The sequence below is a fragment of the Roseovarius sp. 217 genome (genome assembly GCF_000152845.1).
GTDB lineage: Bacteria > Pseudomonadota > Alphaproteobacteria > Rhodobacterales > Rhodobacteraceae > Roseovarius.
The window spans coordinates 3,599,150-3,619,836 of sequence record NZ_CH902584.1 but is presented as its reverse complement, the minus strand read 5'-3'; the positions used below and the strand labels follow the sequence as shown (position 1 = coordinate 3,619,836).

At 62.4% G+C, this 20,687-nt stretch carries 22 protein-coding genes and 2 pseudogenes; 19 read left to right on the top strand and 5 right to left on the bottom strand.

Annotated features, from left to right (window positions below):
* The 12 genes from ROS217_RS17355 to ROS217_RS17300 all read left to right on the top strand — a co-directional run bounded on the left by ROS217_RS17355 (position 1) and on the right by ROS217_RS17300 (position 9,312).
* A complete protein-coding gene (locus ROS217_RS17355; protein WP_009819102.1) occupies positions 1 to 864 on the top strand; it encodes a lysophospholipid acyltransferase family protein in 864 nt (287 codons plus the stop codon).
* An 18-nt stretch (positions 865 to 882) separates the two neighbouring features.
* Positions 883 to 1,695 carry a glutamate racemase gene (locus ROS217_RS17350; RefSeq protein WP_009819101.1) on the top strand — a complete coding sequence of 271 codons (813 nt, stop codon included), beginning with the start codon at positions 883 to 885 and terminating at the stop codon, positions 1,693 to 1,695.
* Positions 1,696 to 1,787: 92 nt separating this feature from the next.
* A complete protein-coding gene (argC, locus tag ROS217_RS17345) occupies positions 1,788 to 2,816 on the top strand; it encodes an N-acetyl-gamma-glutamyl-phosphate reductase (RefSeq protein WP_009819100.1) in 1,029 nt (342 codons plus the stop codon).
* A gap of 11 nt (positions 2,817 to 2,827) precedes the next feature.
* Complete coding sequence (ccmE, locus tag ROS217_RS17340; RefSeq protein ID WP_040651661.1) at positions 2,828 to 3,274, top strand: cytochrome c maturation protein CcmE; 447 nt, start codon at positions 2,828 to 2,830, stop codon at positions 3,272 to 3,274.
* A gap of 144 nt (positions 3,275 to 3,418) precedes the next feature.
* Positions 3,419 to 4,027: a holin-associated N-acetylmuramidase gene (locus tag ROS217_RS17335; protein ID WP_009819098.1), complete on the top strand. Its 609-nt coding sequence runs from the start codon at positions 3,419 to 3,421 to the stop codon at positions 4,025 to 4,027.
* A complete protein-coding gene (locus tag ROS217_RS17330) occupies positions 4,021 to 4,587 on the top strand; it encodes a holin family protein (RefSeq protein ID WP_009819097.1) in 567 nt (188 codons plus the stop codon). Before ROS217_RS17335 ends, ROS217_RS17330 begins: the two co-directional genes overlap by 7 nt.
* 75 nt (positions 4,588 to 4,662) lie before the next feature.
* The gene (locus ROS217_RS17325; protein WP_009819095.1) at positions 4,663 to 6,627 is read left to right on the top strand and encodes a heme lyase CcmF/NrfE family subunit; all 1,965 of its coding nucleotides are present in this window, start codon (positions 4,663 to 4,665) and stop codon (positions 6,625 to 6,627) included.
* Complete coding sequence (locus tag ROS217_RS17320) at positions 6,624 to 7,076, top strand: cytochrome c-type biogenesis protein (protein ID WP_009819094.1); 453 nt, start codon at positions 6,624 to 6,626, stop codon at positions 7,074 to 7,076. The genes ROS217_RS17325 and ROS217_RS17320 overlap by 4 nt, the downstream gene beginning before the upstream one ends.
* Positions 7,077 to 7,148: 72 nt before the next feature.
* Complete coding sequence (locus ROS217_RS17315; RefSeq protein ID WP_040651658.1) at positions 7,149 to 7,928, top strand: enoyl-CoA hydratase-related protein; 780 nt, start codon at positions 7,149 to 7,151, stop codon at positions 7,926 to 7,928.
* 18 nt (positions 7,929 to 7,946) lie between these two features.
* On the top strand, positions 7,947 to 8,252 hold the full coding sequence (locus ROS217_RS17310; RefSeq protein WP_009819092.1) for a hypothetical protein: 306 nt from the start codon (positions 7,947 to 7,949) through the stop codon (positions 8,250 to 8,252).
* Positions 8,249 to 8,698 (top strand): hypothetical protein, encoded by a 450-nt coding sequence (locus ROS217_RS17305; protein WP_009819091.1) that lies wholly within the window; start codon positions 8,249 to 8,251, stop codon positions 8,696 to 8,698. Before ROS217_RS17310 ends, ROS217_RS17305 begins: the two co-directional genes overlap by 4 nt.
* A complete protein-coding gene (locus ROS217_RS17300) occupies positions 8,647 to 9,312 on the top strand; it encodes a hypothetical protein (protein ID WP_157046629.1) in 666 nt (221 codons plus the stop codon). The genes ROS217_RS17305 and ROS217_RS17300 overlap by 52 nt, the downstream gene beginning before the upstream one ends.
* Before the next feature lie 69 nt (positions 9,313 to 9,381).
* Here the strand turns inward: ROS217_RS17300 and gltA are convergent, their stop codons facing one another.
* Both gltA and gltX read right to left on the bottom strand, forming a co-directional pair.
* Positions 9,382 to 10,677 (bottom strand): citrate synthase, encoded by a 1,296-nt coding sequence (gltA, locus tag ROS217_RS17295; protein WP_009819089.1) that lies wholly within the window; start codon positions 10,675 to 10,677, stop codon positions 9,382 to 9,384.
* Positions 10,678 to 10,753: 76 nt separating this feature from the next.
* The gene (gene gltX / locus ROS217_RS17290; protein WP_009819088.1) at positions 10,754 to 12,166 is read right to left on the bottom strand and encodes a glutamate--tRNA ligase; all 1,413 of its coding nucleotides are present in this window, start codon (positions 12,164 to 12,166) and stop codon (positions 10,754 to 10,756) included.
* Between the two features lie 80 nt (positions 12,167 to 12,246).
* On the opposite strand from gltX, the gene ROS217_RS17285 reads away from it, so the two are divergent.
* Positions 12,247 to 14,289, top strand: a complete 2,043-nt coding sequence (locus ROS217_RS17285; RefSeq protein ID WP_009819087.1) for a ComEC/Rec2 family competence protein — start codon at positions 12,247 to 12,249, stop codon at positions 14,287 to 14,289.
* On the opposite strand, the gene lexA is transcribed toward ROS217_RS17285, so the two are convergent.
* The gene (gene lexA / locus ROS217_RS17280) at positions 14,283 to 14,984 is read right to left on the bottom strand and encodes a transcriptional repressor LexA (RefSeq protein ID WP_009819086.1); all 702 of its coding nucleotides are present in this window, start codon (positions 14,982 to 14,984) and stop codon (positions 14,283 to 14,285) included. The genes ROS217_RS17285 and lexA overlap by 7 nt on opposite strands.
* A gap of 176 nt (positions 14,985 to 15,160) precedes the next feature.
* On the opposite strand from lexA, the gene ROS217_RS17275 reads away from it, so the two are divergent.
* Together ROS217_RS17275 and ROS217_RS17270 are read left to right on the top strand one after the other, a co-directional pair.
* Positions 15,161 to 16,255, top strand: coding sequence for a carboxynorspermidine decarboxylase (locus ROS217_RS17275; RefSeq protein WP_009819085.1), 1,095 nt, complete (start codon positions 15,161 to 15,163; stop codon positions 16,253 to 16,255).
* Between the two features lie 72 nt (positions 16,256 to 16,327).
* On the top strand, positions 16,328 to 17,566 hold the full coding sequence (locus ROS217_RS17270) for a saccharopine dehydrogenase family protein (RefSeq protein WP_009819084.1): 1,239 nt from the start codon (positions 16,328 to 16,330) through the stop codon (positions 17,564 to 17,566).
* 49 nt (positions 17,567 to 17,615) lie between these two features.
* Here ROS217_RS17270 and ROS217_RS17265 read toward each other — a convergent pair whose 3' ends face one another.
* Both ROS217_RS17265 and ROS217_RS25135 read right to left on the bottom strand, forming a co-directional pair.
* Complete coding sequence (locus ROS217_RS17265; protein ID WP_441295883.1) at positions 17,616 to 18,548, bottom strand: methyl-accepting chemotaxis protein; 933 nt, start codon at positions 18,546 to 18,548, stop codon at positions 17,616 to 17,618.
* A pseudogene (locus ROS217_RS25135) lies at positions 18,540 to 18,686 on the bottom strand (HAMP domain-containing protein); the annotation flags it as partial. The pseudogene ROS217_RS25135 and the gene ROS217_RS17265, both read right to left, overlap by 9 nt.
* A gap of 6 nt (positions 18,687 to 18,692) precedes the next feature.
* Between ROS217_RS25135 and ROS217_RS17260 the strand changes: the two are divergent.
* From ROS217_RS17260 to ROS217_RS17250, 4 genes and pseudogenes are all read left to right on the top strand, one after another.
* Positions 18,693 to 19,322, top strand: a pseudogene (locus ROS217_RS17260) (methyl-accepting chemotaxis protein); the annotation flags it as partial.
* 10 nt (positions 19,323 to 19,332) lie between these two features.
* A complete protein-coding gene (locus tag ROS217_RS17255; RefSeq protein WP_009819081.1) occupies positions 19,333 to 19,695 on the top strand; it encodes a chemotaxis protein CheW in 363 nt (120 codons plus the stop codon).
* A 4-nt stretch (positions 19,696 to 19,699) separates the two neighbouring features.
* Positions 19,700 to 19,846: a hypothetical protein gene (locus ROS217_RS24140; RefSeq protein WP_009819080.1), complete on the top strand. Its 147-nt coding sequence runs from the start codon at positions 19,700 to 19,702 to the stop codon at positions 19,844 to 19,846.
* Entirely contained in the window at positions 19,843 to 20,685 is an 843-nt protein-coding gene (locus ROS217_RS17250; RefSeq protein WP_009819079.1) for a CheR family methyltransferase, read from the top strand. Before ROS217_RS24140 ends, ROS217_RS17250 begins: the two co-directional genes overlap by 4 nt.
* Positions 20,686 to 20,687 lie beyond the last annotated feature (2 nt).

Below are 20,687 nucleotides of genomic sequence, written 5' to 3'. Positions count from 1 at the left end.
ATGCGCCCAGATCGCCAGATTGCCCGTGACATTTCCTACGCCTATTCGGCTCAGACCAAGAGCGGGCGCGCGATGATCCGCACGATGGAAAACCTCACCGGGCGAATCGCGTTGATCAAGCGCGCAGCTGGCTATGAGAGCGAAGTGGCGGGCGGGCGTGATTTCTGGGACGTGATCGTCGAGCGCTATGGCCTCACGCTTGATGTGGTGGGCGGCAGCCTCTCGAACATTCCGAAAGAGGGGCCCTTGGTGCTGATCGCCAATCATCCCTACGGCATTCTCGACGGGTTGATGATGGGCCATATCCTAAGCCAGACCCGCGGCGATTTCCGCATTCTGGCGCATCAGATTTTTCGCAAGGCCGAGGATCTGAACAAGGTCATACTGCCGATCAGTTTCGACGAGACCAAGGAGGCGGTCGCCCTCAATCTGGCCACCCGCAAGACAGCCCTCGACTATCTGGGGCAGGCCGGGGCTATCGGCATCTTTCCGGGCGGCACCGTCAGCACGGCGGCCAAGCCGTTTTCGCACCCGATGGACCCCGGTTGGCGCGGCTTTACCGCGAAGATGATCGCCAAGAGCCAAGCCGCCGTGGTGCCGGTCTATTTCGATGGACACACCAGCCGCCTCTTTCAACTCGCCAGCCATCTGCATGTGACGCTGCGCATGGGCCTCTTGATCAAGGAATTCCGCAAGCGCATCGATACACCGGTGCGCGTGGTGGTGGGCGATCCGATCCCGCGTAGCACACTGTCGCAATATGCGGGCGACACGAAATCCCTCATGGCATTCCTGCGCGCCAAGACTTATGAATTGTCGCCAAGCCCGGTTGTCTCCTCTGAAATCGGGTTCGAATTCGAATAACGGCACTGGACATGGGACATGGCAGTAGGGATTTTCGACAGCGGGCTGGGCGGCCTGACGGTGTGGGATGCGGTGAGCAAACGCTTGCCGGATGTGCCCTTTGTTTATCTGGGCGATAATGCCCATACGCCCTACGGCGTGCGCGATGCCGATGATATCTACGATCTGACCACAACATCGGTGGACCGCCTGTTCGCGGCGGGCTGTGATCTGGTGATTCTGGCCTGCAACACCGCTTCGGCGGCGGCGCTGCGGCGGATGCAGGAATCCTGGGTGCCGCGTGACAAGCGGGTGCTGGGCGTCTTTGTGCCGCTGATCGAGGCGCTGACCGAGCGGCAATGGGGCGATAATTCCCCGCCCCGCGAAGTGGCGGTCAAGAATGTGGCCCTGTTCGCCACGCCCGCGACCGTGCGCAGCCGGGCGTTCCAACGCGAATTGGCGTTTCGCGCCATAGGTGTCGATGTCGAGGCACAGGCCTGCGGCGGCGTGGTCGATGCCATCGAAGAGGGCGACATGATTCTGGCCGAGGCGCTGGTGCGCAGCCATGTCGACGCGCTCAAGCGCAAGATGCCGCATCCAGAGGCGGCGGTGCTGGGCTGCACGCATTATCCGTTGGTGCAAGAGGTGTTTCAGGACGCGCTCGGCCCCGATGTGGCGGTCTATTCGCAGCCCAATCTGGTCGCGTCGAGCCTTGCCGATTACCTGGGGCGGCACCCGAACAAGATCGGAGCGGGCACCGAGTCCGCGTTCCTGACCACCGGCGATCCCAAGCGGGTGTCCTCCCGCGCCACGCAATTCCTGCGACGAGAAATCAAGTTCTCGGCAGCCTGATCGCATCCGTTTCGGGCGTATCTCACAGGCCTGACGCATTGCGGCGGGTCCGAAATAGACCTATCCTCAACCCATCTGAAAGTGAGGTCACCATGACCCATAACATCGCCATTCTGGGCGCCTCGGGGTACACCGGGGCCGAGCTTGTCCGGCTGATTGCAACCCATCCGGCCATGCAGATCACTGCACTCGCCGCCAATTCCAAGGCGGGGCAGAGCATGGGACAGGTGTTTCCGCATCTGCGGCATCTCGATCTGCCTGATCTTGTCACCATCGACGAGATTGATTTCTCTGACATCGACCTCTGTTTCTGCGCATTGCCGCACAAAACCAGCCAAGAGGTGATCGCGGCGCTGCCGCGCGACCTCAAGATCGTGGATCTGTCGGCAGATTTCCGGCTGCGTGATCCGAGCGCCTATCAGAAATGGTATGGCAATCCCCATGCTGCGCCTGAGGTTCAGAAAGAGGCGGTTTACGGGCTGACCGAGTTTTACCGCGAGGACATTCGCGGCGCGCGGCTGGTGGCGGGCACGGGCTGTAACGCGGCGACGGGGCAGTTTATCCTGCGGCCGCTGATCTCTGCCGGGGTGATTGATCTCGACGAGATCATCCTTGACCTCAAATGCGGCGTGTCCGGCGCGGGGCGCAGCCTCAAGGAAAATCTGCTGCATGCGGAACTGTCCGAGGGCTATCACGCATATTCGGTCGGCGGCACGCATCGGCACTTGGGCGAGTTCGATCAGGAGTTTTCCGCCCTTGCCGGGCGCCCCGTCGAAATCCAGTTTACCCCGCATCTCATCCCCGCCAATCGCGGGATTCTCGCCACCGGCTATGTCCGGGGCGAGGCCGCGCAGATTCACGCCACACTGGCGGCGGCCTATGCCCAGGAGCCGTTCATCGTGGTTCTGCCGATGGGCGAGACACCCAGCACGCGCCACATTCGCGGCAGCAACTTTTGCCATATCGGCGTGGTGGCGGATCGGCGTGCCGGACGCACGATCGTGATTGCAGCCCTTGATAACCTGACAAAAGGTAGCAGCGGGCAGGCGTTGCAAAACGCCAATCTGATGTTATCTGAACCAGAGACCACGGGGCTGATGCTGGCCCCGGTCTTTCCGTAAGGATGACACCGATGAAATCGCTCAAGAAAAAGCGCCGCGTGCAGGTCATCGCGATTGCCGCCGTGGCACTTGTGCTGGCCACCGGCCTGATCGGCTATGGCATGCGTGACGGGATCAATTTCTTTCGCTCGCCAACCCAGGTTCTGGCGGAACCGCCCAGCCCCACAGAGGTGTTCCGCATCGGTGGGCTGGTGGAAGAGGGCAGCCTCAAACGCGGCGAGAGCGAGACCATCCGCTTTAACGTGACCGATGGCAACGGCGTGGTGCCAGTGACCTACAAGGGCGTGCTGCCCGATCTCTTTGAGGAAAATCAGGGCATGGTCGGCACCGGCAGCTACCGCGACGGGACCTTTGTCGCCAGCGAAATTCTCGCCAAACATGACGAGACCTATATGCCCAAGGAAGTGGTCGATGCGCTCAAGGCGCAGGGCGTCTACAAGGACCCGAATGGCAGCTAAGGCCGCCTCTGACGGATTAGAGTATTTCTCCCAAGAAAAAGCCCCGGTCGGCCAAGGCCGGGGTGCGTGCGGTCTGACAGGGCGGCGTTAACGATTGGTCCCGATGCTGAGGCTCGTGTTTCACGGGAAAAGGCGGGCCATTTGATGCAAACTGTCGAGCGGATTGCGCAAGAGATCGTCGCCCGCGAAGGCGGCTATGTGGACGATCCCGATGATCCCGGCGGGGCCACGAATTTTGCCGTGACGATCCACACGCTGCGACGTCTGGGTCTGGACCTCACAGGCGACGGGGCGGTGGATGCCTCCGATGTGCGCGCGCTCACGCGCGATCGGGCTGTGGCGCTCTTGATCGACCATTACTATCGCCGTCCCGGCATCGCGCGCCTGCCAGAGAGCCTGCAGGCCAGCGTGTTCGACATGTATGTCAACGCCGGGGTGAATGCGGTCAAGATCCTGCAACGGTTGTTGCGCGAGATGGGGCAGGGGATCGAGGTGGATGGGCTGATCGGGCCAATTACCGTGACGGCAGCTGAGGTGGCAGCCAAGGCCGCGCCGGATCATATTGCCGATGCCTATGGGATTGCGCGGCGCAATTATTACCTCAGCCTCGCCGACGCCCGCCCCGCCAGCCGCAAATTCGCCCGCAGCCGCGCCGGCGGCAAGGGCGGCTGGATCACACGCGCGGAAGACTTCATCTCGCCGCGCTTTCATCTCAGCCAGGCCCAGTTCAACGCGAGGATCAGCGCATGGTGATGGATATTCTGCGGGTGCTCTTTGGCAGCGGCGCCAATGTGGTGCGCGAGACCGCCGAGGTGTTTCGCGTCAACGCCGAGGCCGCTGACCAGCGCAGCGTCGAGACGCAGCGCGCGGCACTGGAGCAGATGGCAGGCGAGTTCCGGCTGGAGAACCGCGGGTTGTTCGACCGGATCATCGACGGGCTGAACCGCATTCCGCGCCCGGCAATGGCGCTTGGCACGATTGGCCTCTTTGTGGCGGCGATGGTTGATCCCCTGTGGTTCGGCGAGCGCATGGCAGGGCTGGCGCTGGTGCCAGAGCCGCTCTGGTGGCTTTTGGGGGCGATTGTCAGTTTCTATTTCGGTGCGCGCTATCAGGCCAAAGGGCAGGACTTTCAACGCTCCATCGCCAGCACCATCGCCCGTGCGCCGCAGGTGGCCGAGAGCATCCGGACCCTGCGCGCGCTCAGCCCCACCAGCCCCGGTGTGGCCGATAGCGGCGGCGATGCGGAGGTGGCGTTGAGCGCCTTGACCCCAACCGATAATGCCGCGTTGGCGGAATGGCGGCGGCGCGGCTGAACCCCGCGACAATGTGATCCGGCGCGCGCGCCGATTGCGATTGGCCGGGGCGTGGTCCTGCCCTATACTCAGGGCATGATTACAGAACTCGGTCACTTCGCCCTCATCCTTGCCTTTCTGGTGGCCTGTGTTCAGGCCACCGTTCCGCTGATTGGCGCCTATAAGCGCTGGCCGGGCTGGATGGCCCTGGCCGAACCGGCGGCGACGATTCAGTTCTTGCTGACAGCCATGGCCTTTACCGCGCTGACATGGGCCTTTGTCTCCTCGGATTTCTCGCTGCGTCTGGTTGTGCTCAACAGCCACACCGACAAACCGATGCTCTACAAGGTCACGGGCGTCTGGGGCAATCACGAGGGCTCGATGCTCTTGTGGGTCCTGATCGTCACGCTCTTTGGCGCGGCGGTGGCGTGGTTTGGCTCCAATCTGCCGCCGTCGCTGCGCGCGCGGGTGCTGAGCGTGCAGGCGATGGTGGGCGTGGCCTTCTTTGCTTTTATCCTTCTGACCTCCAACCCGTTCCTGCGCATGGCAGTTCCGCCCTTCAACGGGCAGGATCTCAATCCGCTGCTGCAAGACCCCGGTCTCGCCTTCCATCCGCCGTTCCTCTATCTCGGGTATGTCGGCCTCTCGATGACCTTTTCGTTTGCCGTTGCGGCCCTGATCGAAGGGCGCGTTGATGCGGCATGGGGGCGGTGGGTGCGGCCCTACACGCTGGCCGCGTGGATCTTCCTGACCATCGGCATCGGTCTTGGCTCTTGGTGGGCCTATTACGAATTGGGCTGGGGCGGGTTCTGGTTCTGGGACCCGGTGGAAAACGCGTCTTTCATGCCATGGCTGATTGCCGCCGCCCTGCTGCATTCCGCTATCGTTGTGGAAAAGCGCGAAAGCCTGAAAAGCTGGACGATCCTCTTGGCGATCATCGCGTTCGGCTTTTCCATGGTCGGTGCCTTCATCACCCGATCTGGCGTTCTGACCTCGGTGCATGCCTTTGCCACGGACCCGGAGCGCGGCGTGTTTCTGCTCGCCATCCTTGCGGTGTTCATGGCGGGCGCGCTCACGCTTTTTGCGGCGCGCGCCGGTGTGATGCAGGCCAAGGGCGTGTTCAGCCTTGTCAGCCGCGAATCCGTGCTGGTGCTCAACAACCTCCTACTGGCGGTGGCCTGTTTCGTGGTCTTTATCGGGACCATCTGGCCGCTCATCGCCGAAATGCTGTTTGATCGCAAACTGTCGGTGGGAGAGCCGTTCTTCAACGCGGCCTTCACCCCCTTCATGGTGGCGCTTGGCCTCATTCTGCCGGTGGGGGCGATGCTGCCGTGGAAACGCGCCACTTTGGGCCGGATCATCCGGCAACTGGCCCCGGTCTTCGCGCTCGCCGTGGCGATTGGCGCTCTGGCTTGGGCGATGCAAACCGGGCGCTCGGCGCTCGGTCCCATGGGGCTCTTTCTGGCGGCGTGGCTGATTGGCGGCGCAATGGTCGATATCTGGACGCGCACCGGGCGTGGGGCGGGACGCTTTGCACGCCTCACCCGCCTGCCGCGCGCCGATTGGGGCAAGGCGGTGGCGCATGGCGGGCTTGGCGTGACCATGGCCGGAATTGCCGCGATGATGGCTTGGCAACAAGAAGACATCCGTGTCTTGCAGGTGGGTGAGCAGTTCGACATCGCGGGCTATACGCTGCAACTCGACGAGGTTCACAAAGAGGATGGCCCCAATTACTTGGCCACCTTGGCGACCTTTACCCTGTCCAAGGACGGGCGCGAAATCGCCAAGATGAAGCCCGAGAAACGCGAATACCCCGTTGCGCAGATGCCCACCACAGAGGCCGCGCTCGACAATGCCTTCTTGCGTGACATCTACGTCGTGATCGGAGATCCGCAGATCGGCGGCGGCTGGGCGGTGCGCAGCTATTACAAACCACTGGCCAACTGGATCTGGGGCGGTTCCCTTTTGATGGCGCTTGGCGGGGTCTTGTCGCTCAGCGACCGGCGTTACCGCGTGGCCGCTGGCGCGCGCAAAATGGCCAATGCGGTGCCTGCGGAATGAAACGCCTGATCCTCGCCCTTTGCGTGATTGCCGCGCCGGTCTTCGCTGTGCAGCCGGATGAGGTTCTTGACGACCCCGCACTCGAGGCGCGGGCGCGGGATATTTCTTCGGGCCTGCGCTGTCTGGTCTGCCGTAACGAAAGCATCGACGATTCCAACGCCGAACTGGCCCGCGACCTGCGCCTCTTGGTGCGCGAACGGTTGCTGGCGGGCGACAGCAACGAAGAGGCGGTCCAATTCATCGTCGACCGCTACGGCGAATATGTCCTGCTCAAGCCCCGGATCGGCGGGTCCAACATCCTCCTGTGGTTGGCTGGGCCGCTGATGCTGGGAACCGGGCTGGTGATTGGCGCGGTCTATCTGCGGGGCCGGTCACGCGCGCCCGAAACCGACGTGGCCCGGCTGAGCGAGGCCGAGGAAAGCCGCCTGCGCGAAATCCTCAAGGACTGACGCCCGGTTTCGCTTGGCGTGGACGGAGGTCTGGGGTTTGATACGCAAAACCAGACCGAAAGGCCCGAATCCGTGAAAGACTATCAAACCATCACGCTGGAGATCGCCGACGGCGTGGCGCTCCTCTGCCTCAATCGCGCGGATAAGATGAACGCGCTCAACACCCAGATGCGGGCCGAGATCACCGATGCGGTGATCCACGCGGGACGCGAGGCGCGTGTTGTGGTGCTCACGGGCACGGGCCGTGCGTTTTGCTCGGGGCAGGATCTGGGCGACGGGGGCAATGCCACGACGCTCGATCTCGAGCGGGTGCTGCGCGAGGAATATGTGCCGATGCTGCGCGCCATCACCGATTGCCCGGTGCCGACGATCAGCGCGGTCAACGGACCGGCGGCCGGGGCAGGGGCCAATCTGGCCCTGTCGGCGGATGTGGTGATCGCGACCGAGAGCGCCTATTTCCTTCAGGCCTTTGCCCGCATCGGCCTCATTCCGGATGCGGGCGGCACCTATGCGCTGCCGCGTCAGATGGGCATGGCCAAGGCAATGGGGGCCGCGCTCTTTGCGGAACCCATCTCCGCGCGTCAGGCGAGCGATTGGGGCATGATCTGGGAGGCGGTCAGCGACGAAGGCTTTGCCGCCCATTGGCGCGCCCGTGCGGCCCATCTGGCCAAGGGACCAACGCAAACTTATGGTGCCATCAAACAGGCGATCCGCAGCACATGGGACAACACGCTTGAAACCCAGCTTGACCTTGAGGCCAAATTGCAAGGCGCCTGCGGCCAGAGCCGCGACTTCAAAGAAGGCGTGGTGGCTTTCCTCGAAAAACGCCCCGCACAGTTTGAGGGGCGCTGAGCCGCGAGGGCCGGGCGCATGATGCTTGTCCTGTCGGCGCTTGGCAGTCTTGGCGTTATGGCGCTGATTGGCATTTGGCCGATACGCAAGAGCATTGATATCATGGAAGGCAAATGCGGCATGCAGGCGAGCGCACCGAGCCTGCTGCGGCGTATGCGCGGGTGGTCCTTTGTCGGGGTCTGGGGGCTGCTATTGCTCTTTGTCGGTGCCTTCTACGGTGATTGGGCCAAAACCGGGGATCTGGATGGGGCCGCGATGCGGGCGATGGAGCGGTTGCGTTTCGTGACCGAACTTGCCGTGATGATCATGGGGTCCGACCAATGAACCCGTGGGCGCAGACCAAACCAGAGTTCGACGCTGTGCAGGCGGCCCTGCGGTGTGCGTCGTGCGGCGGGCAGAAAGGGTTTGATCCGCAAACACAGTCCCTCAGATGCGACTCCTGTGGGCGTCTGACAGAGAGCGTTGTAGATTCGGGCCTCAACCCGCGGCGCGAGGCGGCCTATGATCCCGGCGCGCCCGAGGATGAGACGCCCGAGATTGAGCACGCACATCGCTGCGATACCTGTGGCGGTGAGGTCGTGTTTGTGGGCCGTGCGGTGTCCGAACAATGCCCCTATTGCAACGGTTCGGTGGTCCTGTTCGGGGGGCATTCGCATTATACGCCTTCTGCTCTTATCCCCATTGGCAATACAAAGGCCGACGCAGGTGATGCAATCGCTTGCTGGGTGCGTGGGCTCTGGTCAGCGCCGCACCGCTTTCCAAGGTGGTGACAGCGGGCCAGATCGCGGCGGTCTATGCACCTTTCTGGACCTTCGATGCGGCCAAAGACGTGAACTACACGGCCCAACGGCGTACTGGACACGGAAAATCTGCGCGCTGGCGGAGGGTCTCCGGGCAGGTAATGATGGTGCTTGATGACGTGGTGATCGGGGCCTCGGACCATGTCACGCCGGATATTCGCGACGGGATCATGCACGGGTTCTATCCTCAATGGCTCAAACCTTATCAGCCGGAATATCTGGCTGGGTTTGCGGCGGATCTGCACGGGAGCCGGGTGTCTGACGGGTTGATCAAGCTGCGCCGGGACATAGAAGAGCAGGTAAGGCGGCGCATTCAGGTGGATGCTGGCGGCGGGCGGATCAGGAATATCACCTGGACCGGGCACCTTTCGGAAATCCGGTTCCGACGCGTGCTCTTGCCGCTGTGGATCCTGCATTATCGCTATGCGGGCAAGCCATACCGCATTGTTGTGTCTGGGATCGACGGACGTTGTTTTGGCGAGCGACCTTTCTCGATGGCAAAACTCTTTGGCTGGGCGCTGCTGTCGGCGGCTAGTCTCTTTGGTGCAGGCATGATGATCGGCGCGGGGCTGGCACCCGGATAGGTTACGACTTTTTAAAACTCAAAAGCCCGGCATGGAGCCGGGCTTTCGTCTTGGGAGGGCGCATGCGCCTCAGCGCTTTTCGATATCCACGTAATCGCGCAGCGTTGCCCCTTTGTAGAGCTGGCGCGGGCGTCCGATCTTGAGCTGCGGATCGGCGATCATTTCCTTCCATTGGGAAATCCAGCCGATGGTGCGGCTGACCGCGAAAATCGGCGTGAACATCGAGGTCGGGAAACCCATCGCCTCGAGGATGATGCCCGAGTAGAAATCCACATTCGGGAACAGCTTCTTATCCGCGAAATACGGATCGGCCAGCGCCTGCTTTTCCAGCTCCTTGGCCACCTGAAGCGTCGGGTTGTTCTCGACACCCAGCAGTTCCAGAACCTCATCGGCGGATTGCTTCATCACCTTGGCGCGCGGATCGAAATTCTTGTAGACCCGGTGACCAAAGCCCATCAGGCGGAAGGGGTCGTCCTTATCCTTGGCGCGGGCGATGAATTCCGGAATGCGATCGGGCGTGCCGATTTCCTGCAACATCTCGAGGCAGGCCTGATTGGCACCGCCATGTGCCGGCCCCCAGAGACAGGCAATCCCGGCCGCGACGCAAGCAAACGGGTTGGCCCCCGAAGACGAGGCAAGCCGCACGGTCGAGGTCGAGGCGTTCTGCTCGTGATCGGCATGAAGCGTGAAAATCCGGTCCATCGCACGGCTCAGGATCGGGTTGACCACGAAATTCTCCGCCGGCACCGCAAAGCACATGCGCAGAAAGTTCGACGCATAGTCGAGGTCGTTGCGCGGATACTCGAACGGCTGGCCGATGGTGTATTTATAGGCCATCGCGGCAATGGTCGGCATCTTGGCGATCAGCCGGATCGAGGCGACTTCGCGCTGCCAGGGATCGGTGATATCGGTGCTGTCGTGATAGAACGCACTGAGCGCGCCGACCACCCCCACCATGATCGCCATCGGATGCGCATCCCGGCGAAAGCCGCGGAACAGGAAATGCATCTGCTCATGGATCATCGTGTGGTTGGTCACGCGGCTCTCGAAATCCTCGAGTTGTGCGGGGCTCGGCAATTCGCCGTAGAGCAGCAGATAACACACTTCGAGGTAATGCGATTTCTCGGCCAATTGGTCGATCGGATAGCCGCGATGCAGCAATTCACCCTTGTCGCCGTCGATAAAGGTGATGGTGCTGTCACAGCTTGCGGTCGAGGTATAGCCGGGGTCATAGGTGAACACGCCCGCATCGGCATAGAGCTTGCGGATGTCGATCACATCCGGGCCCGCCGTGGGGGAATACATCGGCAATTCATAGGTCTTGCCCGCAATCTCCAGCTTCGCCACTCTCTTGTCGTCTGACATCAGGGGTCCTCCCTTTCAGCGCCCGCATGCGCCATCTGCGCTTCAGGCTGGATAAACGTAACGCCTTGCCAAGGGATTAATCCCCTCTACAGGCCGCATCGGATAGCCGGGCGATGGTTTCATCCCGCCCGAGAACCAGCATCATGTCGAACACACTCGGTGTCGCACTGCGGCCCGCCAGAGCCGCCCGAAGGGGGCCTGCCAGCTTGCCGAACTTCATTCCATGGTCTTCGGCGAATTGGGTCGCCAGACCCTCGATAGCCTCACGTGTCCACGTAGCAGTTTGCAACTGCGGCGTCAATTCTCCCAGTATACCACGGGATACTGAATCAAGCTGCTCGGCGGCTTTCTCCTCCGGCTGAATGGGCCGCGTCGCAAGGATAAAAGCCGCTTTATCAAGGAGTTCCGGAAATGTCTTGGCGCGTTCCTTGAGGCAATACATCGCCTTGGCGAACAGCGTCATTTTTGCGTCATCCAAGGCCGGTTGCTCCGTCACCGCAAGGAAATCGCACAATTCATGCAGCAGCGCAGCATCGTCGGCCGCGGCAATGTGCTGACCGCAGAGATTCTCCAGCTTCTTAAAGTCCAGACGCGCCGGGGATTTGCCGATTCCCTTGAGATCGAACCACGCCTGCGCCTGTGCATCGTCAAAGAATTCCGCATCGCCATGGCTCCAGCCAAGCCGCGCCAGATAGTTGCGTATCCCCGCCGCCGGATAGCCCATCTTTTGATATTCCTCTACGCCAAGCGCGCCATGCCGCTTGCTCAGCTTCTTGCCGTCGGGTCCGTGAATGAGCGGGATATGGGCATAGACGGGCAGCGGCCAGCCCATCCCCTGATAAATCATCATCTGCCGCGCGGCATTGTTGAGGTGATCATCCCCCCGGATCACATGGGTGACACCCATGTCGTGATCATCCACCACCACGGCCAGCATATAGACCGGCGTTCCATCGCCGCGCAGCAGGACCATATCGTCAAGCTGATCGTTGCCGATGGTCACATCGCCCTGAACCTCGTCCTTGATCACCGTCACGCCCTCGCGCGGGGCCTTGATGCGGATCACATGCGCCACGCCCTCGGGGTGCTGATCGGGCGTGGCGTCGCGCCACGGGCTCTGGAACAAGGTCGAGCGCCCCTCTGCGCGCGCGGACTCGCGATAGGTCTCGATCTCATCCTGCGTGGCAAAGCATTTATAGGCCATCCCCTCCGCCAGCAATTTGCATGCCACCTCGGCGTGGCGGTCGGCGCGCTCAAATTGGCTGATCGCCGCGCCGTCATGCTCGAGGCCGAGCCAGGCCAACCCATCCAGAATCGCTTGAGTCGCCTCAGGAGTCGAGCGCGCCCGGTCGGTATCCTCGATCCGCAGCAGAAACTTGCCGCCGCGCCCGCGCGCAAAGAGCCAGTTGAACAGCGCCGTGCGCGCCCCCCCGATATGCAGATAGCCGGTGGGCGACGGGGCAAAACGGGTCACGACCTGTTGCGACATGGGACAGATTAACCTCTCGGTAACGATGATGGGGCTAGCGTTGTCGCCTGTCTATCGGCCCGTCATGGGGGAAACAAGCCTTGGGCATCTGGCACCCGACCTGGCACCCAATCTGGCACCGGGCTGAGTCGATCTGGCTGGCACAGCGCGACGCGCTCTTTCCTTGGGTGCCGGTTCTTATGGCCTGTGGCGTGGGGGCCTTTTTCTCGCTGTTGCGCGAACCCTCCGTTGCGGCCCTCTGGGGCTGTGGCGCAGCCGCGCTCTTGCTGGCGCTTCTGGCCGCGCGCGGGCGCGAATGGACCGGCCCGCTTCTCTGGGCCATGACGCTGATACTGGCGGGCTTTACGCTTGCGGGCCTGCGGGCGCATCTGGTGGCGGGGCCGACGCTGGGCTGGCGCTACTATGGCCCGGTCGAAGGGCGGATCGTGGGCATCGACCGCTCAGCCTCGGACGCGCTGCGCCTGACGCTCGACCATGTGGTTCTGCACCGCACCGACCCGAACCGCACGCCGCGCCGGGTGCGTGTCTCCCTGCACGGCGATCAACCCCATTTTACGCCACAGCCCAACCTGCGCGTCATCATGACGGCGCATCTCGGCCCGACAGGTGGGCCGGTCGAACCGGGCGGCTTTGATTTCCAGCGCCACGCGTGGTTTCTGGGGATCGGTGCTGTCGGCTATACCCGCACGCCGGTTCTGCGGCTCGAGGCGGGGCAGGGTGGCCAGGCGCTCTTTCGGGCGCGCATGGCGCTGTCGCAGCATGTGCAGAGCCGCCTGCCGGGGCAGACCGGTGCCTTTGCCGCGGCGATCATGACCGGCGACCGCGCGGGGCTGAGCCTTGCGACACTCGACGTCATGCGCATCTCTAACCTGGCGCATCTGCTCGCGATTTCCGGGCTGCATATGGGGCTGTTGGCGGGATTTGTCTTTGCCGCCGTCCGCCTCGGCCATGCCGCCGCGCCGCGCCTTGGCCTGCGCCTTCCGGCCAAGAAGATCTCGGCCGCTTTGGCCATTCTGGCGGCGGCGGGATATCTCGGCCTCTCGGGCGGCAATGTCGCGACCGAACGCGCCTTTGTCATGGTCGCGGTGATCTTTGGGGCTGTGATGCTCGAACGTCGTGCCTTCAGCCTGCGCGCGGTGGCGGTGGCGGCGATGATCGTGCTGACCCTGCACCCCGAGGCGCTGCTTGGTCCCGGCTTTCAGATGTCCTTTGCGGCGACCGTGGCTTTGGTCGCGGTGTTTGGCTGGCTGCGTGATGCGGGGCTCGCGCGCGGGCCGCGCTGGCTGCGCCCGGTGCTGGCGGTGGTGATCTCCTCAGCCGTGGCCGGGGCCGCGACGGCGCCGGTTGCCGCCGCGCATTTCAACCAATATGCGCAATTCGGTCTCTTGGCCAATCTTGTGAGCGTGCCGTTGATGGGGGCGCTGGTGATGCCTGCGGCGGTCATCGCCACGCTCTTGGTGCCGCTTGGGATGGATTGGATCGCACTGCGCGTGATGGAGCTTGGCCTGCGCTGGATTCTCGGCGTCGCGGAATGGGTTACGGCACTGGACGGGGCGCGGGTGCCGGTGGTGGCACCCGGCCCCTATGTGCTGCCCTTGCTGGCCTTTGGGGCGCTCTTTATAGTGCTCTGGCAGGGCCGGACGCGGTTTCTGGGCGTCTTGCCGATCATCTTGGGCACGCTGTTCTGGTCGTTCACAGAGCGGCCCGTCATGGTCGTCTCGGACACTGGCACCCTGATCGGGATCATGACCGAGGCGGGGCGCGCGCTCAACAAACCGACAGGGGGTGGGTTCGTGGCAGACAATTGGCTCGAGAATGACGGCGACGACGCCAGCCGCGATGCGGCCTTTGCCCGCTGGTCCGAGGGTCTGGCCCAGAGCCGCGGAGTCCGCGTCGTGGCGGGCAAGGCCGCAGCCGCCAAGCCGCTCAGCTGCGACGGGGCCAAGCTGGTCGTTCTCAGCGTCACACCTGACACCGCTCCGGCCGAAACCCTCGATTGCCAGATCGTTACACCCGACACTCTGCGCGCCACAGGATCACTGGCCTATTACGCCACCGCGAATGGCCTGCGCCTTGTCACGGCGCGCGATCTCATCGGACAGAGGCTCTGGAATTCTCAGTAGCTGCGGATCAACCCGACCAACCGCCCCTGAACCTGCACCTGATCTTCGGGAAAGAGGCGGGTTTCATAGGCGGGATTTGCCGCCTCGAGCGCGATGGCATTGCCCCGACGATAAAAGCGTTTCAGCGTCGCCTCCTGATCCTCGATCAAGGCCACGACGATATCGCCATTATCCGCCACCGAGGTTTCGCGGATGATCACCACATCACCATCGTTGATCCCGGCCTCGATCATCGAATCGCCGCGCACCTCGAGCGCATAGTGATTGGCCGCGCCCCGGATCATGGTGCTGGGCACCGACACATTGTGTTGCACATGGGCAATCGCCTCGATCGGCACACCAGCGGCGATGCGTCCCATCAGAGGCACCTCAAAGGCATGCGCCACCTCGACCGGCTGGGAATTGGCCGGGCGCGGGCCATTCGGGCGGTCGCCGTCGATCACGCGGGGGGTAAAACTGTGGCGCGCCTCGCCCCCGAGGCTCTCGGGCAGACGCACAATTTCCAGCGCCCGCGCACGGTGCGCCAGACGTCGGATGAACCCGCGTTCCTCCAGCGCCGTGATCAGGCGGTGAATGCCGGATTTCGACCGCAGATCAAGCGCCTCTTTCATCTCGTCAAAACTGGGCGGAACCCCGTCCCGCTGCACACGCTTCTGAATAAACTCCAGCAAATCGAGTTGTTTTTTGGTCAGCATGGGCCGGATCCTCTCAGGGGTCATTTGGTTTTGTTCTACACATGTTCCCGTTTTGTGTCAATCCGTTCGGCGGTCTTGCCGGGCGCATTGGGCCGCTCTGCCATTGCATCGCGTGACCCGGGGGGGTATGCGCTGCGCGACACCGCATGACCCTGTGACAGCAAAAGGGGGGCCAGATGATCCCGACACCCTATTATCTGATCGACGAACAGCGCCTCTTGCAGAACATGCACAAGATCGAGCGCCTGCGCGCGCTCTCGGGGGCCAAGGCGCTTTTGGCGCTGAAGTGTTTTGCTACGTGGTCGGCCTTTCCAACGATGCAGCCCTATATGGATGGCACCACCTCCTCTTCGCTCTTTGAATTGCGGCTGGGGCGCGAAAAGTTCGGCAAGGAAACCCATGCCTATTCCGTGGCATGGTCCGATGCCGAGATCGACGACGCGGTGTCCTACGCCGACAAGATCATCTTCAACACCGTGGGCCAGTTGACACGCTATGACAGCCAGTCTGCCGGGATCGAACGCGGCCTGCGCCTCAATCCGCGCTTTTCAACGTCAAGTTTCGATCTCGCCGATCCGGCGCGGCCTTTTTCGCGCTTGGGCGAATGGGACGTGGACAAGATCCTGGGCGTGATCGACCGGATTTCCGGGGTGATGATCCATTACAATTGCGAGAACAGCGATTTCGACCTCTTCGACCAGCAGCTTGCCCGCATCGAGGCGGAATTCGCGCCGGTGCTCGAGCGGCTGCAATGGGTCTCGCTCGGCGGCGGTATCCATTTCACCGGCGACGACTATCCGCTCGAAAAGCTTGCCGCGCGGCTCAAGGGCTTTGCCGAGCGCTTCGGCGTGCAGGTCTATCTCGAGCCGGGCGAGGCGGCGATCACCGGGTCGACCACGCTCGAGGTGACGGTGCTCGATCTGCTCGACAACGGCAAGGATCTCGCCATCGTCGATTCAAGCACCGAGGCGCATATGCTCGACCTGCTGATCTACCGCGAGAGCGCCAAGCTGCCGCAGGAGGGATCGCATGCCTATGAAATCTGCGGCAAATCCTGCCTTGCGGGCGATATTTTCGGCGAAGCGCGTTTTGCGGCACCGCTGTCCATCGGCGACCGTATCTCCATCGCAGATACCGCCGGTTACACGATGGTCAAGAAAAACTGGTTCAATGGCGTCAACATGCCCGCCATCGCCATCCGGCGCCCCGATGGGACCGTCGATCTGATCCGCAGCTTTACCTTCGAGGACTATGCCGCCTCGCTCTCATGAGGACCACCCTCTCTCTTTCCCGGGGCTGATCGCCCTCCTTCCCCTGTCCTGCAACAAAAGGAGACAGCAGAAGTGAAACGTAACGTGCTTATCATCGGTGCCGGTGGCGTGGCTCAGGTCACCGCCCATAAATGCGCTCAGAATAACGATATGTTGGGCGATCTGCACATCGCCTCGCGCACGCTCGCCAAATGCGATGCGATCATCGCCTCGGTTCACGCAAAATCCGCGATGAAACAGCCCGGCACCTTCGCCAGCCATGAAATTGACGCCATGGACAGCGCTGCCGTGGCAGACCTCATCCGCAAGACCGGGGCTGAGATCGTGATCAACGTCGGCTCGCCTTTCGTGAACATGTCCGTGCTCGACGCCTGTATCGAAACAGGGGCCGCCTATATCGACACGGCCATTCACGAAGACCCGGCCAAGATCTGCGAAACGCCGCCGTGGTATGCCAATTACGAATGGAAAAAGCGCGACCTCTGCGCGCAGAACGGCGTGACCGCCATTCTCGGCATCGGATTTGATCCCGGCGTGGTCAATGCCTTCGCGCGGCTGGCTGCCGATGACTATATGGACACGGTCACCTCCATCGACATCGTGGATATCAACGCCGGCTCGCATGGGCGCTACTTCGCAACTAATTTCGACCCCGAGATCAATTTCCGTGAGTTCACTGGCACCGTCTATTCCTGGCAGAACAGTGCCTGGCAAGAGAACAAGATGTTCGAGGTGGGCCGCGATTGGGATTTGCCCGTCGTCGGCACCTGCCGCGCCTACCTCTCGGGGCATGACGAGGTGCATTCGCTGGCCGCCAATTACCCCAACGCCGATGTGCGGTTCTGGATGGGCTTTGGCGAGCATTACATCAACGTCTTCACCGTGCTGCAAAACCTTGGCCTGCTATCGGAACATCCCGTCACAACCGCCGAGGGGCTGGAGGTCGTGCCGCTCAAAGTCGTCAAGGCGGTGCTCCCCGATCCCGCATCCTTGGCCCCGGATTATACTGGCAAGACCTGTATCGGCGATCTGGTCAAAGGCACCAAGGACGGCGCGCCGGTCGAGGTCTTTGTCTACAACGTCGCCGACCACAAGCAAGCCTTTGACGAGGTTGGCAGCCAGGGGATTTCCTACACCGCTGGCGTGCCGCCCGTCGCCGCCGCCATCCTGATCGCGCAGGGCGACTGGGATACCGGCACCATGCGCAATGTCGAAGAACTGGACCCCAAACCCTTCCTTACGGTTCTGGACCAGCTGGGTCTGCCGACCCGCGTCCAGATCAACGGCATCGACAAGGCGTGGAACGACTGAACCAATAGCTCGGGGCAGGTGGGTTTCCCAACCTGCCCCGACCGCGCGCTCAGGCGCGTTCCTTGCGCGTAAAGCGAGCGTCCAACGCGTCGCCCACACCACCCAGATCAAACTCGAATCCGCTCTCGGATTGAACACCGACAGGCTGTGTCGCCCGCGCCGGGCCTGTCCCACGCTTGAGCGGGATGACCGAATTGGGCGCGACACTCCGGGTCTCGCGCAGTGCCGTTGCGGCGGGCTGATCCGACACCTTAAAGAACCCACCCGCAACCGTCAGCTCCTCGGCGAGTCTGGCAAGCTGGGTCGCACTGCTCGACAATTCCTCAGAGGCGGCGTTGTTGGTCTGGGTCACACGGTCAAGCTTTTGAATCGAGAGCGCAATCTGCGACGATCCGGTCGAGAGCTCGCGCGAGGCATCGCTGATTTCCGAGACCAGCCCCGAGGTGCGCTCGATATTGGGCACCGGCTCTGCCAGCATCGCTCCGGCGCCGACCGCCGTGCTCACAGTTGTCGCGGATAGCGCGGATATCTCGGCGGCGGCGGTCTGGCTGCGCTCGGCCAGCTTGCGCACCTCGGCGGCCACCACGGCAAATCCCCGGCCATGTTCCCCGGCGCGTGCGGCCTCGACGGCGGCGTTGAGCGCCAAGGGATCGGTTTGCCGCGCGATTTCCTGAACGATCATGATACGGTCCGCAATCGTCTGCATCGCGCTGACCGCATCGGCCACGGCGCGGCCGCTGGCGCGCGCATCCTCGGCGGATTTGATCGCAATGCCTTCGGTCGTCTGCGAACTCTCGGCACTCTGCGTGATATTCGCGGTCATTTGTTCCACGGCAGAAGAGGCCTCTTCTGTGGCGGCCGCCTGATCGGACGCGCCGCGCGCCAGGTCTTCCGAGGTTTCCGCCAGTTGGGTCGCGCCCGAAGACACGTTGCGTACCGAGTTTGTCACATCGGCCACGATATCGCGCAGGCGCAGGACCATGTCGTTGATCGAGGCCTGCAAGGTCGAAACCTCATCGCGCCCCGTCACGTCGAGCGTCTGACGCAGATCCCCTTGCGAGAGTCCATGAGCCAGATCAGCGGCCTTTGTCACCCGCCGCGCGATTGAGAGCGTGATCACCGCTGCCGCACCGATACCAACCGGATCATGGTCGTGCAAGAGATTGCGCGCCAGACCGACCTGCTTGCGTTGAACGCCGCAGTCGAGGCTACGCGCGCCGGTGAACACGGACGCGGTTTCGCGGTGGTGGCCGCAGAGGTGCGCAAACTGGCCGAACGCAGCCAGACAGCGGCGACAGAAATCTCTGCCCTCTCTGCAACCACGGTCCGGTCAGCGGAGAACGCAGGCGCCATGCTGCAAGGTCTCGTGCCGGATATCGAACGCACATCCTCTCTCGTCAGCGAAATTTCTGCGGCCTCGCAGGAGCTTTCTGCCGGGGCCAATCAGGTCAATATGGCGATCCAGCAACTCGACAAGGTAACCCAAGAGAACACGTCTGCCGCCGAGGAACTCTCGGCCACGGCCGAAGAACTCTCAAGCCAATCCGAGCAGTTGCAGGAAGCGGTGTCTTACTTTGTCCTGTCCGACAAAGCAGGTGTTCAGACACCGGAACGGTCCGCCCCAGCCCGCGCAACTGTTCGTTCGGTCAAATCCTCCTCGGGCAAAGCCGGACGGAACTCCGCTGGCTTCAGCTTCAACCTTGGTGCCGAAAAGGACGATCTCGACCATGGTTTTTCATCCCGCGACGCGGCGTGAGGGCTGACCGATGAACGAAAACACCCAAGTCGTCACATTCCAATCGAGTGGCTCACTCTTTGCTGTACCCGTGAACCGGGTACAGCAGATCCTCGACACCCAACCCATCGCCGCGCTGCCCAACAGCCCGGCGGAACTTCTGGGTCTGATTGATGTCAGAGGCGAGAGCATCGCCGTCACCGACCTCTCAGAGCTTTTGTCCCGAGGCCCGACCAAGGACACCTCCGAGACGCGCATTCTCATCCTGAGCCTGCTCAACGGCCAGCACAGCTCAACCGTCGGTCTGAAAACCGAACGGGTGATCGAGGTGACGGACCTGGACGAGGGGGGGGATAAAATCCCCCGCCGACGCCGGCATCACCACCTGGGATGAAAGTGTGCTCACCGGCATCGGCCGCCGCAACGGCAATTTTGTCTGCATTCTCAATCTCGAAAAACTCTTTGCCGAAGGCGTCCGACGCAAATCCCCCGAATTTGCCACCCAACGCCCCATCGAGACCCCACAAGAGCTTGCCCTGACATGAGCCTGTCCCGCGCCAGATCCTACCACGACCACTTCGCAGAGGTGATTTCCCGCGAAACTGGGATCAAACTCCCCTCCGGCAAAAAGGTGATGATCGAGAGCCGTCTGCGCCGCCGCGTGCAGACGCTCGGGTTCACCTCGCTCGATGAGTATTTCCGCCATCTCTTCGAGGATGGTGGGTTTGGCGCGGAACGCAGCGATGTCATCGACTTGATCACCACCAACAAGACCGATTTCTTCCGGGAACCGGCCCATTTCCGCTGTCTTGTCACGGATATGCTCCCCGATATCATCGACCGCAAGCAACGCCTCAACAGGACCGTCGACCTCAAGGTCTGGAGCGCCGCCTGTTCGGATGGCTCCGAGGCCTATACGGCGGCGATGCTGCTCGAAGAGGCCGCGCGCAATGGCATGGCCTTTCAATACGCCATTCTCGGCACCGATATCTCCAACCGGATGGTCGCGGCCGCCCGCCGTGCGATCTATACCACGCAGGCCCTGGCACTGGTCCCCGAAGCCCTGCGCACGCGCTACACCATGCCGGGTCAGACAGAGGACATGCGCGGGATGGCACGGATCGTGCCAGCTCTCCGGGGCAAGACAAATTTCACGCATCTCAACCTGATGGATGACAGCTACCCCGTGGATCAGGACGTCGACATCATATTCCTGCGCAACGTCCTGATCTATTTTGAGCCCGAGGATCAGGCAAGGGTGATCGCGCGCCTCGCACGCCACCTCGCGCCCAAAGGGTATCTGGTGGTCGGCCATTCGGAATCCATGACCGTGAAACAGCCCAATCTCAAACAGCTCACAACGGCTGTTTATCAAAAAGAGTAGAC

Bases quoted from the DNA above. Each gene is read 5' to 3' on its own strand.
- ROS217_RS17265 (WP_441295883.1), bottom strand. From the start codon at position 18,548: ATGGTCCTGCGCCTGCGCGATATCGTGGCCGATGTGACAAACTCGGTA.
- ROS217_RS17335 (WP_009819098.1), top strand. From the start codon at position 3,419: ATGCAAACTGTCGAGCGGATTGCGCAAGAGATCGTCGCCCGCGAAGGC.
- lexA (WP_009819086.1), bottom strand. From the start codon at position 14,984: ATGCTGACCAAAAAACAACTCGATTTGCTGGAGTTTATTCAGAAGCGT.
- ROS217_RS17320 (WP_009819094.1), top strand. From the start codon at position 6,624: ATGAAACGCCTGATCCTCGCCCTTTGCGTGATTGCCGCGCCGGTCTTC.
- ccmE (WP_040651661.1), top strand. From the start codon at position 2,828: ATGAAATCGCTCAAGAAAAAGCGCCGCGTGCAGGTCATCGCGATTGCC.
- gltX (WP_009819088.1), bottom strand. From the start codon at position 12,166: ATGTCGCAACAGGTCGTGACCCGTTTTGCCCCGTCGCCCACCGGCTAT.
- ROS217_RS17355 (WP_009819102.1), top strand. From the start codon at position 1: ATGCGCCCAGATCGCCAGATTGCCCGTGACATTTCCTACGCCTATTCG.
- ROS217_RS17255 (WP_009819081.1), top strand. From the start codon at position 19,333: ATGAACGAAAACACCCAAGTCGTCACATTCCAATCGAGTGGCTCACTC.
- gltA (WP_009819089.1), bottom strand. From the start codon at position 10,677: ATGTCAGACGACAAGAGAGTGGCGAAGCTGGAGATTGCGGGCAAGACC.
- ROS217_RS17310 (WP_009819092.1), top strand. From the start codon at position 7,947: ATGATGCTTGTCCTGTCGGCGCTTGGCAGTCTTGGCGTTATGGCGCTG.
- ROS217_RS17330 (WP_009819097.1), top strand. From the start codon at position 4,021: ATGGTGATGGATATTCTGCGGGTGCTCTTTGGCAGCGGCGCCAATGTG.
- ROS217_RS17305 (WP_009819091.1), top strand. From the start codon at position 8,249: ATGAACCCGTGGGCGCAGACCAAACCAGAGTTCGACGCTGTGCAGGCG.
- argC (WP_009819100.1), top strand. From the start codon at position 1,788: ATGACCCATAACATCGCCATTCTGGGCGCCTCGGGGTACACCGGGGCC.
- ROS217_RS17275 (WP_009819085.1), top strand. From the start codon at position 15,161: ATGATCCCGACACCCTATTATCTGATCGACGAACAGCGCCTCTTGCAG.
- ROS217_RS17325 (WP_009819095.1), top strand. From the start codon at position 4,663: ATGATTACAGAACTCGGTCACTTCGCCCTCATCCTTGCCTTTCTGGTG.
- ROS217_RS17350 (WP_009819101.1), top strand. From the start codon at position 883: ATGGCAGTAGGGATTTTCGACAGCGGGCTGGGCGGCCTGACGGTGTGG.
- ROS217_RS17250 (WP_009819079.1), top strand. From the start codon at position 19,843: ATGAGCCTGTCCCGCGCCAGATCCTACCACGACCACTTCGCAGAGGTG.